The organism is Bradyrhizobium tropiciagri (assembly GCF_018130545.1).
Lineage (GTDB): Bacteria > Pseudomonadota > Alphaproteobacteria > Rhizobiales > Xanthobacteraceae > Bradyrhizobium > Bradyrhizobium tropiciagri_A.
On sequence record NZ_JAFCKF010000001.1, the window covers coordinates 628,767 to 641,044 of the forward strand.

Below are 12,278 nucleotides of genomic sequence, written 5' to 3' on the forward strand. Positions count from 1 at the left end.
TGAAGACATTGGTCATTGAAAACTGGAGACCGCGCAGGTCGATCGACGCGCCCGGCACAGAACCGCACCGGCCACAATGCCGTTCCCCCGTAAAGTCCGGCTTAGCGTGATCGCTTGAACTTTACCGGAATCTTGACGGGGCTTTTATCGAATGGGGATTCCGCAATTCCATCAGCGGGATACCGGCCGCGTGCAGAGACATCGGCTTGACATCGGGACTGCATAGTTGGTGAAGTGGTCGCCGTGGCGTTGGCCACATCCCTGCAACAAGAGCGCTTCAAGCCGCCATTTTCCGACGGAAACGACCCATGCTTCTCCCCCTCGCCGACGTGCCGCGCTGGTATGCCGAACGCAAGCCCGCTGATGCGATCGCCGTCAGCCATGGCGCGGAGACACTGACCTGGCATCAGCTCGAGCGCCGCGCCAATGCGCGGGCGCGCGCCTTCGCCGCCAAGGGCGTCAAGCCCGGCGACTTCGTTGCGATCGGGCTGCCCAACAGCAACGCGTTTTTCGAGACCAGTTTCGCGGTGTGGAAATGCGGCGCGACGCCGACCTCGCTGTCGTGGCGGCTGCCGCGCGGCGAGGCCGCCGCGGTGCTCGAGATCCTGAAACCGTCATTGGTGGTCGGCGGCGAGGCCGACTGGAATGCGCCGAACTCGCTGCCGGTAAATTTCGTGCCGGAGGGATTTTCCGAGGAGCCGCTCGACGCGCCGGTCGCGCGCTACTGGAAGGCGATGACCAGCGGCGGCTCGACCGGGCGGCCGAAGGTGATCCTCGATCACAACCCCGCCGTGATCGAGACCACGACACCGCTGATGCTCGGGATTCCGCATCAGGCCTCGCTGCTCAATCCGGGCCCGCTGTATCACAACGCGCCGTTCATCCTGGCGCACTCCGCGCTGTTCGGCGGCGGCAAGCTGACCGGCATGGTGAAGTTCGACGCCGAGGAGACGCTGCGGCTGATCGAGCGCGAGCGCGTGCAATGGGTCAATTTCGTGCCGACCATGATGCACCGGATCTGGGCACTGCCGGACGACGTGCGCAACCGTTACGACGTCTCCAGCCTGCAGATCGTGTTTCACATGGCTGCTCCGATGCCGCCCTGGCTGAAGGAGAAGTGGATCGAATGGCTCGGGCCGGAGCGGGTCTGGGAGCTTTATGGCGGCACCGAGCGACAGGGCGCCTGCGTGATCTCGGGTGTCGAATGGATGGCGCACAAGGGCTCGGTCGGCAAGATCGGCGAGACCGCGAAGCTCCGCATCATCGGCGAGGACGGCAACGACGTTAAGCCCGGCGAGACCGGCGAGATCTATTTCCTGCCCAATGACGGCGCCGGCTCGACCTATCACTATCTCGGTGCTGCGCCGAAGCGGCGGCCAGACGGCTGGGAATCGCTCGGCGATATCGGCCGGCTCGATGAAGAGGGCTATCTCTATCTCGGCGACCGGCTCGCCGACATGGTGCTGCGCGGCGGCGCCAACATCTATCCGGCCGAGGTCGAGGCCGCGGTCAGCGAGCATCCCGAGGTGCGTTCCTGCGTCGTGGTCGGATTGCCCGATCCGGAATTCGGCCAGCGTGTGCATGCGATCCTCGAACTCGCCGACAACGCCGATGCGCAAGCGATCGCCGACGGCATGGGCGATTTCCTGAAAGACCGGCTCAGCCGCTACAAGCATCCGGAAAGTTTCGAGCGCGTCGGCACCGCGCCGCGCGATGATTCCGGAAAAGTCCGCCGCACCATGCTGCGCGATGAGCGCGCCAGCTGGATCAAGGATAACCGCGCCTTCCGCATCATGCCGGCACGCGCGGCAAAAACCGAATAGGTTCATTGATCTTGCGAGGGGCAGGTCTGCACGCCAGATGAGCTGTGCAGGCCGCCGCGCAGGGTATATCATTCCATCTTCCCTGCCGGCAGAACCTCGGACTACCATGAGGTTCCAGCACGCTGCACGCCAGGAGATCCCTAATGCCCTCCACGACAGAATGGAAAGTGCCAGCGGCCTTTCAGCCCCGCCCCGAGGATTATCGCTATGACCTCGATCGTGCACTGATGAGCGTGGTCGGGCTGCATTCGATCATTCCACCTGACGCGTTCAGTGCCGAGACGCTCGGCACGGAGCGCACCGGCAACGGCGTGGTGATCGACCGCGGGCTGGTGCTGACGATCGGCTATCTGATCACCGAAGCCGCCACGGTGTGGCTGCATCTCGGCGACGGACGCGCGGTCGAAGGCCACGCGCTCGGCTTCGATTTCGAATCCGGCTTCGGCCTGGTGCAGGCGCTGGGACAGCTCGACATCGATCCGCTGCCGATCGGCTCGTCGGCGGCGACGCAGGTTGGCGACAATGTCGTGCTCGGCGGTGCCGGCGGCCGCACCCGCTCGGTCGCAAGCCAGATCGCGGCCAAGCAGGAATTCGCCGGCTACTGGGAATACTTGCTCGACGAAGCGATCTTCACCTATCCGGCGCATCCGAACTGGGGCGGCACCGGACTGATCAACAAGGACGGCGAGCTGATCGGCATCGGCTCGCTGCAGCTCGAACGCGAGCGCTCGAGCCGTTCCGAACATGTCAACATGATCGTGCCGATCGATCTGCTGCGTCCAGTGCTGAGCGACCTGCGCAGGTTCGGCCGGGTCGACCGACCGGCGCGGCCGTGGCTCGGCATGTACACGACCGAGATCGACAACCGCCTCGTCGTGGTCGGCGTCGCCAGCAAGGGGCCAGCGGCGCGCGCCGAGCTGAAGACCGGCGACGTGATCCTCGCGGTCGACGGCGACAAGGTGACCAGCCAGACCGCCTTCTATCGCAAGCTCTGGTCACTCGGCTCGGCCGGCGTCGACGTGCCGCTGACGGTCTACCACGAGGGCGTCACCTTCGACGTCGCGCTGACCTCGATCGACCGTATGAAGCTGTTGAAGGCACCGCGGCTGCACTAACCAAAAGAAGAGGCGGTGGCGATGAGCGAGGCCGTGGTTGACGACATCGTGGCCGTGCTGCCGCCGCTGTTGCAGACGCTGGAGTCGCTGGCCTTCGTGGCGCGCAACCTCAATCCGCCGGACTTCGATCGCGTGATGCAGATCGCGGGCGAGCCGGAGCAAGCCTTGCAGGCGGTGCGGCCGCGGCTTGCCGGCTGGCCGGAGAAGTTCGCGCACATCAAGACTGCACTTGAGGCAGCGATCGAGCCGGCGCTCGCCGGCTATGCGGGGCTGCGCGCGGTGCAGAACGGCGAAGGCGATCTGGTCAGCGTATTCCGCGCGCTGCGCTACCTGCCGCGCGCGCAGGAGGCGCTTTATCCGCTAACGGAATTGCCGCCGGTCAGCGGCTTCTTCATCGCGCCCGATTTGCGCGAGAATGCTGCTCTGCAAGCCAAGCTCGCCGCGACGCCCAACGCCGACACCGGCATCTTCCACGAGCGCAACGAACCCGGCAGCCGCGGCGGCTTCTCGATGTATGTGCCGGAATATTACACGCCGGATCGCGCCTGGCCGCTGGTAATGGCGCTGCATGGCGGCAGCGGCAACGGCCGCGGCTTCCTGTGGAGCTGGTTGCGCGACGCGCGCAGCCGCGGCGCCATCCTGGTGGCGCCGACCGCAACCGGCCAGACCTGGGCGCTGATGGGCGACGACAGCGACACGCCGAACCTCAACCGCATCCTCGACCAGGTGCGCGAACGCTGGCGGATCGATGAAACGCGCATGCTGCTGACCGGCATGAGCGACGGCGGCACGTTCAGCTATGTCAGCGGGCTCGACGGTGCCTCGCGCTTCACGCATCTGGCGCCGGTCGCGGCGACCTTCCATCCGCTGATGGCCGAGATGGCCGATGCGGAGCGGCTGCGCGGTCTGCCGATCTTCATCACCCACGGCAAGCTCGACTGGATGTTCCCGGTGCAGACCGCGCGGCAGACCCAAGGCTTGCTGTCGGCGGCCGGTGCCAGGGTGGTCTATCGCGAGATTGACGACCTCAGCCACACCTATCCGCGCGAGATCAACGCGGAGATCATGCAGTGGCTGAGCGGTGAACAGAGCGACGCCGCGTAACGAATCTTTCTCCGTCACCCTGAGGAGCGCAAAGCGCGTCTCGAAGGGTCGACGGCCTCGGTGCGGCTGCATCGGGGCCGTGCACCCTTCGAGGCTCGCAAGCGCTCGCACCTCAGGATGACGGTTGATAGATAGATGCCGTGGATAGGGCGCAGCGGACTACTCATTCACCCGCGGCTTGAGCAGGTCTGCGAAACCGACCCGGTGCAGCATCTCGTTGCGGACGCGGTCGATCACGGCGAATGCGACCTCGGCACCGTCCTGGGTCGGATCGATATGGACGCGGAACGGCCGCTTGCCGAACGGCGTGTCGACGACGTCAACGATCGCGTCCGCAACCAGCGACGCGTCCGCATCCTCGGGCACGATCGCCGCGAACGCCTTCATGATCTCTTCGCCGAAGCCGGCATAGGGACCGGCTTCATATTCGGCGACGCGCGCTTCATCGGCCGGACGGCCGGAATGCGCGAAGTGGTTGGTGCCGCCGGTGAAGGCGCCGGGCACGATGATCGAGGTCTCGATGCCCCAACGAGACAGCTCGCGGGCATAGATCACCGCCATCGCATCCATGCCGGCCTTGGCCGCGAAATACGGCGCGAGATAGGGCGGCGTGCCGCCGGCCGAAGAGCTGCTCGACACCCAGACCACGAGCCCCCGGCCCTGCTTGCGCAGCTGCGGCAACGCTGCGCGATTGACGCGCTGGGTCGAGAGCACGTTGACGTCGTAGAGCTCGGCGAGCTGCTCGGGCGTGAAGGCTTCCGCCGGACCGAACACCATATGGCCGGCATTGTGCATCACGACGTCGAGGCGGCCTTCCTCAGCAACGATCTGCGCGATCGCCTGATCGACCGACGCCTGCGAGCCGACATCGAGCTCGAGCGAACGCAGATCGACTTTATTGTCGCGAGCGAACTCCTCGATATCGGCGACCGCGGCGGCATTGCGGCCGGTGGTGTGACGCATCGAGGCGTAGACAGTGTGGCCGGCCTTGGCGAGCGCGTTGGCGGTGAGGCGGCCGAAGCCGCTCGAGGCGCCGGTGATGACGATGACCTGTTTCATGACAAACATCCTTGTGAAGTCGGGCTGAACGAGCGTTGGGTTGAGGGACGGCGTCAGACCAGGCCGCCATTGGCGCGCAGGGTCTGGCCGTTGATCCAGGAGCCGTCGGGGCCGGCGAGGAACGACACGGCATTGGCGACGTCGTCGGGCGTGCCGAGCCGCTCCAGCGGCACCATCTTGGCGAAGCGCTCGATCAGCTCATCCGACTTGCCGTGCAGGAACAGGTCGGTCGCGGTCGGGCCGGGCGCGACGGCATTCACGGTGATGCTGCGGCCGCGCAATTCCTTGGACAGGATCGCGGTCAACGATTCCACCGCCGCCTTGGTCGCGACATAGATGCCGTAGGTCTCGAGCTTCGTTCCGACGACGCTGGTCGAGAGGTTGACGATGCGGCCGCCGTTGCGCAGCCGGCGGGCCGCCTCGCGCATGGTGTTGAAACTGCCCTTCAGGTTGATCGCGATCTGCTGGTCGAACGCCGCATCATCGCTGTCGGCGATCTTGCCGAGCTTCATGATGCCGGCATTGTTGACCAGCACGTCGACGCCGCCGAACGCCGCTTCCGCCGCGTCGAACATGCCGCGCACCCCATCGGCGTCGCTGACATCGGCCTTCGCGGTTAGCGCCCGGCCACCGGCGGCCTCGATCCTGTCGGCCACCGCCTGGGCGGCTTTGGCGTCGCCGGAGTAGTTGATGACGACGGTGAAGCCGTCCTTGGCGAGGCGTTCGGCAACCGCTGCGCCGATTCCGCGCGAAGCGCCCGTTACCAGTGCTACCTTGTTGGTTTGGTTGGTCATTTTCAGTCTCCATCGGGTTATGCGGCTCAGCCGCGTTCGATGGAAGAACCCTAGATCTTGGCACTGTCCGGATAATCATGCATCATCTGGCATCACTATTCGGATATATCGGACAATAAATGGACCGCTTCGACGCGATGCGCGTGTTCACCCGGGTGGTGGAGCGGCGCAGCTTTTCGCTGGCCGCCGACGATCTCGGCCTGCCGCGCTCGACCGTGACGGACGCGGTGAAAGGACTGGAAGCCCGGCTCGGCGTGCGGCTGCTCGAGCGCACCACGCGCACGGTACGCCCGACGCTCGACGGCGAGGCGCATTACCGCCGCTGCCTGTCGTTGATCTCGGACCTCGAAGACGCCGAGGGCGCGTTCGGCGGCGCGCGGCCGAAGGGCCTGCTGCGGCTCGAGGTACAGGGCACCCTGGCGCGGCACTTCCTGCTGCCGAACCTGCCGGGCTTTCTCGCGCAATATCCCGATATCGAAATCAACATGAGCGAGAGCGATCGCTGGGTCGATCTGATCCGCGAAGGCGTCGACTGCGTGCTGCGCTTCGGCCAATTGCCCGACAGCGACATGATCGCGCGGCAGGTCACGATGCTGGAGCGACTGACTTGCGCCACGCCGGATTATTTTGCGCGCTGGGGCATGCCGACCGATCCGCTCGCGCTCGACGGTCATCGCATGATCGGCATTCGCTCGCTGACGACAGGACGGTTGCGGCCGATGGAATTCGTGATCGACGGCGTGCTGAAACAGTTTCCGCTGCCCGCACCGATGTCGGTGACCGGCCCCGAGAGTTATCTCGCAAGCGCCAAGCTCGGCCTCGGCCTCGTGCAGGTGCCGCGCTTCCACGCCGAAGCCGATCTCGCCAACGGCACGCTGATCCCGGTGCTGCAACACTGCCCGCCGCCATCGGTGCCGGTGAGCCTGCTCTATCCGCGCAACCGCCAGCTGTCACCACGCGTGCGCGTGTTCATCGATTATGTCATGCGTGTGTTCGCGCGCAGTTGAGCGACCGCCGGAACACAGCGAACCCCACGACGTTATCCTTCCGACACCGGAGGGATTGAGCGATGCGGACGTTTTTCGGCATGATCTTGGGCGCGCTGCTGCTGGTTTGCGGCGTCTATGTGGCCGATTCGATACGAACATCGGGCGCGGCCAATGGCGAGGTTGCGCAGGAGACGCGCACCATCGTCAATTGGGATGTCGCAGCCCATGACTGGAATCTGCTGAAGACGCGGACCCGCGAGCAGTGGGACAAAATCGCGTCGAAATAATCGCTGACGTCACAATCCAATCGCGGACGCCGCCAGGGCCGCGGCGAACCCGGCTCCCAGCGCGGCCCATTCGCGCGTCGTGATCGCCATCGTCACCAGTGCGACCACGGTCCCGACAAGGCCTGCCGGCCCGCCCGACAGGCAGCCGCCGACAATGAACGCAATGAACAGATTGCCGGGCGCGAGCCGGAGAAACCGCGCGGCGATACCATCCTCGCGCATCGATGCGGCGAGCAAATATCCGCCGGCGCGCATGGCATAGCATGTGATGCCGAGCATGCAGATGACGGCGAACACTTGCAGATCATGCATCGGTCGGCTCCATCATGCTCACGAGCGTGCCGCATCCGCCCCCGATCAGCATCGACCAGCTGGGATCCACGAAGCGGGCAACGAGCAGCGCTGCGGCCGCCGAGGTCAGCCACGGCCAGGGCGATCGCGCGTTCTTCCACTGGCTCGGAATAAGGGTCGCGATGAACATCGTCGGCAGCAACGCGGCGGCAAGCCTGAGCGGGCCGTTTGCGGCGAGCGGGGCGGCATAGGCGAACGCGGTACCGCCAACCCAGCCAACCGCCATCGGGATGCTCGATCCAAGCAGATAGCCCGCGTCAGGTCCGTTGCGGTCGACGTCCGCGCTCGTCATCAGCCACGACGCATCCGCGAGCAGAAACAAGGTTGGCAGCATCTTCCGGGGTGCCAATCCGCCAAACAGCTGGCGCAGATGGGCGCCCATCAGTAAGTATCGCGAATTCGTGGCGATGCAGGCGACCACCATGGCGACGATCGGCAGCGGACTGGCCCACATGCTCAACGTGATCGCTTGCGCCGTGGCGGAGTAGACCAGCAGGCTGAACAGGATTGCATGCGCCGCGCCCAGCCCAAGCCCCTTGCAGGTCAACCCCATCACCAGGCCGGCGGCGCCATTGCTGAGCAGGAAAGGCAGCGCCGCGACCAGGCCCCGCCGGAATCCGGCTGTTGTCATCGTCGGGACGGATCGGGATGGCTGAACGCTTGTAATGGTCATGACCATTAGATTAGACTTTGTGAGAGGCCGTGATGTCAAGAGACCCCGCGCGGGCAGCGACGCAGTTCTTTGGTGGACGGGTCTGCCTTGACTTCGCCAACACGCTCGATTGGCGCACCTCCAACGATCCGCAGGAGCTGATCCCGGATTATGCGGCGCTGTTGGCCTGGAGCGAACGCCGCGGGACCTTGCCGCTTGCCGCGACCAAGAAGCTGAAAGCGCGTGCGTCGAGCAGCGAGGCCGCTAGCGCGATGCAGACGGCGTATGATCTGCGCCGCGACATCTGGAGCATCTCGGACGCGCTGCGTGGCGGCCGCGGCGCGAACCTTGGTCTCGTCAATCGGCTGCTTGCGGCGGCACCGCGGCAGCCCGACCTGGTGCGGCAGGATCGCGGCTATCGCCATGCGCTGGCGGGGATCGACGTGACCGAACCGCTATGGCCGGTGCTGTGGTCGCTGACGGCGCTGCTGGCGTCCGACGACGCCAGCCGGATCGGATGCTGCGAGGCTGATGGCTGCGGCTGGTTCTTTGTCGACGAGAGCCCGAACCGGACCCGCAGATGGTGTTCGAGCGAAGTGTGCGGCAATCGCGAGCGCGCGCGGCGCGCCTATGCCAAGCGCAAGGGCTCCGCGTGAGTCAACGCCAGGAGGCTCAGTTCTGCTCGGTCTTGCGGCCCATATTGGCCTTGCGGGCGTCGGCGATCACCTGCTCGAACTGATCCATGCTGAGCACACCAGGCACGCGATACTTGCCGACGATGAAGGACGGCGTGCCGTTGAAGCCGAACGCCATCGCCTGCTCGTTGTTGCGCGCCAGGACCGCGTCGATCGCCTTGGCGTTGGTGTCGAGATCCTTCTTCAGCCGGTCCATGTCCAGCCCGGCGCCCGCGAGCAGCTCTGCGATGCGCGGCTCGGTGATGCGCGAATTGGACGAGATCATCGCCTCATGCGCGGCCTCGAACTTGTCCTGGTATTTCGCCGCCAGCGCCATCCGCGCCGCGACCTTGGAGACCGGCCCGAGGATCGGCCAATCCTTCAGCACGAGGCGCACCTTGCCGTCGTCCTGCACCACCTGGCGAAGCTCAGGCGCGAGCTTGCGGCAATAGGGGCAGTTGTAGTCGAACCATTCGACGATGGTGATGTCGCCCTTGCCATTGCCGATCACGGGAATATCCGGATCGCGCAGCACCTGCTCCTCGGTCAGGACCTTGTCGTCCTCGGCGCGCACGCCGCCCGCGGCCATGAGCGCGATGCCGGCACCGATCAGGCCGAGCGCGCCGCGCCGGGTGGCACTGGCGTTGATCAGGGGCGATGTCGTCAATTCGTTCATGGCTGGCTTCCGGAAGGGCTGTTTGCCCTTCTACGTTCAGGACAGATTGATGTTACGCAGCAGCATATAGATCGCCACCACGATAATCACAGTCGCAAAGACAATATTCAGGGCGCCGCGGCGTTCCGACAGGTGCCGGGCGCTACGGGTGCCCAACAGGCCACCCGCGATGCCGCCGGCGACGAATAGCCCCGCCAGGCCCCACGACACCAGCCCGGACCACGCATAGCTCAGGGCCGTGGTCATGCCGAAGGCAGTGACGGCCACCAGCGAGGAACTAACCGCGTTCATGATCGGCATTCCGGTCGCCAGCATCAGCGCCGGCACGATCAGGAAGCCGCCGCCGATGCCGAAGAAGCCGGACATGGTTCCCGTGGCAAGCCCAAGGCCGATGATCGCCGGCATGTTGGACATCGAGATCTTGACGTCGGTCAGCCCGACCCGCGCGCGGGTCTTCAGCATCAGGCCCGCGATGACCAGCATCACGATCGAGAACAGCGCGAGCAGCTTCTGCCCGTCCAGCATCTTGCCCAGGATCGAGCCGCCGAAAGCGCCGAACATGCCTGACAGCGCGAACACCAACGCACAGGACCAGATCACGGTGCCGCCGCGGGCGTGGTTGGAGAGGTTGATGGCGGCATTGGCGGCGACCGCGATCGCGGAGGTGCCGATCGCGATATGCGGTTGGGGCACGCCGACCACATAGACCATCAGCGGCACGGCCAGGATCGACCCGCCGCCGCCGACCAGGCCCAGCGAAAAACCGACCAGCATGCCCGATGCCAGCCCAAGCACGCTTTGAGTTGCAGAGAAGACCAAGGGGAACAGACTCGCGTTTGAGGCGGCGACCCTAGAAGGATTTACTGTCCAGCGCCACACCAATAGCACAAAACTGCCCTGCAACCATGCTCAGCGCAGCAGATATGTCACAGCCAGCGGCACCAGCAGCGAGGTAACCAGCGCATTCAGGCTCATCGCAATGCCGGCAAAGACCCCGGCGACCTCGTCGACCTGGAAGGCGCGCGCGGTGCCGATGCCATGCGCGGCGATCCCTGCGGCAAAGCCGCGGCCGCGATAGTCGGTGATGCCGGTGAAGTTCATCAGCGGCGTGACGATGATCGCTCCCATGATGCCGGTGAGGATCACCGACACCGCGGTCAGCGACGGATCGGCATGGAGGGATTCGCTGATGCCCATCGCGACGCCGGCGGTCACCGATTTGGGCGCCAGCGACAGGATGACGTCGCGCGGCAGGCCGAAGGCCCGCGCCAGCAGCACCACCGAGACGATCGCCGTCAGCGAGCCGACCGTGAGCGCGACCAGCATCGGCAACACCGCGGCCGCGACCCGCTTGCGGTTCTCGTAGAGCGGCACCGCAAGCGCCACCGTCGCCGGCCCGAGCAGGAAGTGCACGAATTGCGCACCGGCAAAATAGGTGGTGTAGGAGGTTTTCGTCAGCAGCAGGAATGCGCCGATGATCCACAGCGAATGCAGCACCGGATTGGCGAGCGGATGCCGCCTGGTCTTCAGCGACACCGCATCGGTCGCGGCATAGGTCAACAGCGTCACCGTCAGCCAGAGCAACGGCGACTGCGAGAGGTAGACCCAGAGCGAGAACGGGTTGTCGCTCACGGCGCCTCCTCATCGCGCGAGAACAGACTGCTCGCCGCGACGAAGGTCGCGACCGTCGCCAGCAGCGTGACGATGACCGATACCGCGAGGATCACCAGGATCGCCGTGCCGTGCTCGGCGAGCAGATCGAGCTTCTGCACCACGCCGACGCCGGCTGGAATGAACAGCAGCGACAGATTGGCGAGCATGCCGCGGCTTACGCTCTCGACGCTGTCATTCCCGAGCGGCCCGCGCGCGAGCACCGGAAACCGGTCACGCGCCAGCAGCAGCAACAGCAGGAGCACCAGCCCGACCACCGGGCCCGGCACCGGCACGGCGAGCGCACGCACGGCAACCTCGCCAACGAGCTGGCAGAGCAGGATCAGACTGAGGCTGGCGATCATGGCAGGGCGCTCGCGCGAAGCATCCGCGTATCAGGTCGTTGCGACGGGAGCTTGTCAATGCGGCGGCATGCACACAGTCGCGTCATTGCGCTCGATCGAACGGCACGATCCGTCATCCTGAGGTGCGAGCCTTGCGGCGCAACTGCGCCGCTGGGCGAGCCTCGAAGGATGGACGGCCCCGGTACATCCGCGCGTTGCAGCTCCGTTGCAGAGAGCGCCGGGCCGTCGACCCTTCGAGACGCCGCTGCGCGGCTCCTCAGGGTGACGGGAAAGATTGTTCGTCCCGCTGATTGCTTAAGCCCGCCGCTGCAGCGCCATCAGCGTCCCGCTCATGGTCGCGACCAGCGTCTCGACGCCGTCCTGCACCGCATAGGCGCGGCCGTCACAGACGGTGAGCGTCCGACCGGGCTTGACCACGACACCGCGGAACACGAACCGCTCGCCGCGCGCCGGCGCCAGCAAATTGGTCTTGAACTCCACGGTGAGGATGTCGGAGCCTTCGGGCATCAGCGTGAAGGCGGCGATGCCGCAGGCATTGTCGAGACCCGCGGTGATGATGCCGGCATGCACGAAGCCGTTCTGCTGGCAAAACTCCGGTGCGTAGGGCATCGCGAGATCGACCTCACCGGGCTCCATCCGCGCGATCGAGATGCCAAGCGTCTGCATCGCGCGCTGGCGCGCGAACGTATCGGCGGCGATCGCGCGAAAATCGGGATTCTTCGGCTCGAAGCGGGGCATC

General features: G+C 65.7%; 15 protein-coding genes. 6 read left to right on the forward strand and 9 right to left on the reverse strand.

Annotated features, from left to right (window positions below; genetic code table 11):
• The first annotated feature begins 308 nt into the window (after positions 1–308).
• The 3 genes from JQ616_RS03075 to JQ616_RS03085 all read left to right on the forward strand — a co-directional run bounded on the left by JQ616_RS03075 (position 309) and on the right by JQ616_RS03085 (position 4,042).
• Complete coding sequence (locus JQ616_RS03075) at positions 309–1,823, forward strand: AMP-binding protein (protein WP_212012131.1); 1,515 nt, start codon at positions 309–311, stop codon at positions 1,821–1,823.
• A 143-nt stretch (positions 1,824–1,966) separates the two neighbouring features.
• Positions 1,967–2,938 carry a S1C family serine protease gene (locus JQ616_RS03080; RefSeq protein WP_212012132.1) on the forward strand — a complete coding sequence of 324 codons (972 nt, stop codon included), beginning with the start codon at positions 1,967–1,969 and terminating at the stop codon, positions 2,936–2,938.
• A 21-nt stretch (positions 2,939–2,959) separates the two neighbouring features.
• A complete protein-coding gene (locus JQ616_RS03085; RefSeq protein WP_212012133.1) occupies positions 2,960–4,042 on the forward strand; it encodes a phospholipase in 1,083 nt (360 codons plus the stop codon).
• Positions 4,043–4,201: 159 nt separating this feature from the next.
• Here the strand turns inward: JQ616_RS03085 and JQ616_RS03090 are convergent, their stop codons facing one another.
• Positions 4,202–5,101, reverse strand: coding sequence for an SDR family oxidoreductase (locus JQ616_RS03090; protein WP_433995942.1), 900 nt, complete (start codon positions 5,099–5,101; stop codon positions 4,202–4,204).
• A gap of 53 nt (positions 5,102–5,154) precedes the next feature.
• On the reverse strand, positions 5,155–5,895 hold the full coding sequence (locus JQ616_RS03095) for an SDR family oxidoreductase (protein WP_212012135.1): 741 nt from the start codon (positions 5,893–5,895) through the stop codon (positions 5,155–5,157).
• Positions 5,896–6,014: 119 nt separating this feature from the next.
• On the opposite strand from JQ616_RS03095, the gene JQ616_RS03100 reads away from it, so the two are divergent.
• Both JQ616_RS03100 and JQ616_RS03105 read left to right on the forward strand, forming a co-directional pair.
• Positions 6,015–6,902 carry a LysR family transcriptional regulator gene (locus JQ616_RS03100; protein WP_212012136.1) on the forward strand — a complete coding sequence of 296 codons (888 nt, stop codon included), beginning with the start codon at positions 6,015–6,017 and terminating at the stop codon, positions 6,900–6,902.
• A gap of 62 nt (positions 6,903–6,964) precedes the next feature.
• Complete coding sequence (locus tag JQ616_RS03105) at positions 6,965–7,171, forward strand: hypothetical protein (protein WP_212012138.1); 207 nt, start codon at positions 6,965–6,967, stop codon at positions 7,169–7,171.
• Positions 7,172–7,180: 9 nt separating this feature from the next.
• Here JQ616_RS03105 and JQ616_RS03110 read toward each other — a convergent pair whose 3' ends face one another.
• Both JQ616_RS03110 and JQ616_RS03115 read right to left on the reverse strand, forming a co-directional pair.
• Positions 7,181–7,483, reverse strand: coding sequence for an AzlD domain-containing protein (locus JQ616_RS03110; RefSeq protein ID WP_212012140.1), 303 nt, complete (start codon positions 7,481–7,483; stop codon positions 7,181–7,183).
• Positions 7,476–8,153: an AzlC family ABC transporter permease gene (locus tag JQ616_RS03115; RefSeq protein WP_212012142.1), complete on the reverse strand. Its 678-nt coding sequence runs from the start codon at positions 8,151–8,153 to the stop codon at positions 7,476–7,478. The genes JQ616_RS03110 and JQ616_RS03115 overlap by 8 nt, the downstream gene beginning before the upstream one ends.
• A 74-nt stretch (positions 8,154–8,227) precedes the next feature.
• Here JQ616_RS03115 and JQ616_RS03120 point away from each other — a divergent pair, with 74 nt between their 5' ends.
• Positions 8,228–8,830 (forward strand): CGNR zinc finger domain-containing protein, encoded by a 603-nt coding sequence (locus tag JQ616_RS03120; RefSeq protein WP_212012144.1) that lies wholly within the window; start codon positions 8,228–8,230, stop codon positions 8,828–8,830.
• A 16-nt stretch (positions 8,831–8,846) separates the two neighbouring features.
• On the opposite strand, the gene JQ616_RS03125 is transcribed toward JQ616_RS03120, so the two are convergent.
• The 5 genes from JQ616_RS03125 to JQ616_RS03145 all read right to left on the reverse strand — a co-directional run bounded on the left by JQ616_RS03125 (position 8,847) and on the right by JQ616_RS03145 (position 12,277).
• Positions 8,847–9,524: a DsbA family protein gene (locus JQ616_RS03125; RefSeq protein ID WP_212012146.1), complete on the reverse strand. Its 678-nt coding sequence runs from the start codon at positions 9,522–9,524 to the stop codon at positions 8,847–8,849.
• A gap of 36 nt (positions 9,525–9,560) precedes the next feature.
• Positions 9,561–10,298, reverse strand: coding sequence for a sulfite exporter TauE/SafE family protein (locus JQ616_RS03130; RefSeq protein WP_212012148.1), 738 nt, complete (start codon positions 10,296–10,298; stop codon positions 9,561–9,563).
• Positions 10,299–10,433: 135 nt separating this feature from the next.
• Positions 10,434–11,156 (reverse strand): LrgB family protein, encoded by a 723-nt coding sequence (locus tag JQ616_RS03135; RefSeq protein WP_212012150.1) that lies wholly within the window; start codon positions 11,154–11,156, stop codon positions 10,434–10,436.
• Positions 11,153–11,539: a CidA/LrgA family protein gene (locus tag JQ616_RS03140; RefSeq protein ID WP_212012152.1), complete on the reverse strand. Its 387-nt coding sequence runs from the start codon at positions 11,537–11,539 to the stop codon at positions 11,153–11,155. Before JQ616_RS03140 ends, JQ616_RS03135 begins: the two co-directional genes overlap by 4 nt.
• Positions 11,540–11,833: 294 nt before the next feature.
• Positions 11,834–12,277, reverse strand: coding sequence for a PaaI family thioesterase (locus tag JQ616_RS03145; RefSeq protein ID WP_212013129.1), 444 nt, complete (start codon positions 12,275–12,277; stop codon positions 11,834–11,836).
• Position 12,278 lies beyond the last annotated feature (1 nt).

Coding starts and splice junctions, on each gene's coding strand:
- JQ616_RS03095 (WP_212012135.1), bottom strand. CDS start 5,895: ATGACCAACCAAACCAACAAGGTAGCACTGGTAACGGGCGCTTCGCGC.
- JQ616_RS03080 (WP_212012132.1), top strand. CDS start 1,967: ATGCCCTCCACGACAGAATGGAAAGTGCCAGCGGCCTTTCAGCCCCGC.
- JQ616_RS03130 (WP_212012148.1), bottom strand. CDS start 10,298: ATGCTGGTCGGTTTTTCGCTGGGCCTGGTCGGCGGCGGCGGGTCGATC.
- JQ616_RS03090 (WP_433995942.1), bottom strand. CDS start 5,101: ATGAAACAGGTCATCGTCATCACCGGCGCCTCGAGCGGCTTCGGCCGC.
- JQ616_RS03115 (WP_212012142.1), bottom strand. CDS start 8,153: ATGACAACAGCCGGATTCCGGCGGGGCCTGGTCGCGGCGCTGCCTTTC.
- JQ616_RS03125 (WP_212012146.1), bottom strand. CDS start 9,524: ATGAACGAATTGACGACATCGCCCCTGATCAACGCCAGTGCCACCCGG.
- JQ616_RS03100 (WP_212012136.1), top strand. CDS start 6,015: ATGGACCGCTTCGACGCGATGCGCGTGTTCACCCGGGTGGTGGAGCGG.
- JQ616_RS03110 (WP_212012140.1), bottom strand. CDS start 7,483: ATGCATGATCTGCAAGTGTTCGCCGTCATCTGCATGCTCGGCATCACA.
- JQ616_RS03120 (WP_212012144.1), top strand. CDS start 8,228: ATGTCAAGAGACCCCGCGCGGGCAGCGACGCAGTTCTTTGGTGGACGG.
- JQ616_RS03145 (WP_212013129.1), bottom strand. CDS start 12,277: ATGCCCCGCTTCGAGCCGAAGAATCCCGATTTTCGCGCGATCGCCGCC.
- JQ616_RS03085 (WP_212012133.1), top strand. CDS start 2,960: ATGAGCGAGGCCGTGGTTGACGACATCGTGGCCGTGCTGCCGCCGCTG.
- JQ616_RS03105 (WP_212012138.1), top strand. CDS start 6,965: ATGCGGACGTTTTTCGGCATGATCTTGGGCGCGCTGCTGCTGGTTTGC.
- JQ616_RS03075 (WP_212012131.1), top strand. CDS start 309: ATGCTTCTCCCCCTCGCCGACGTGCCGCGCTGGTATGCCGAACGCAAG.
- JQ616_RS03140 (WP_212012152.1), bottom strand. CDS start 11,539: ATGATCGCCAGCCTCAGTCTGATCCTGCTCTGCCAGCTCGTTGGCGAG.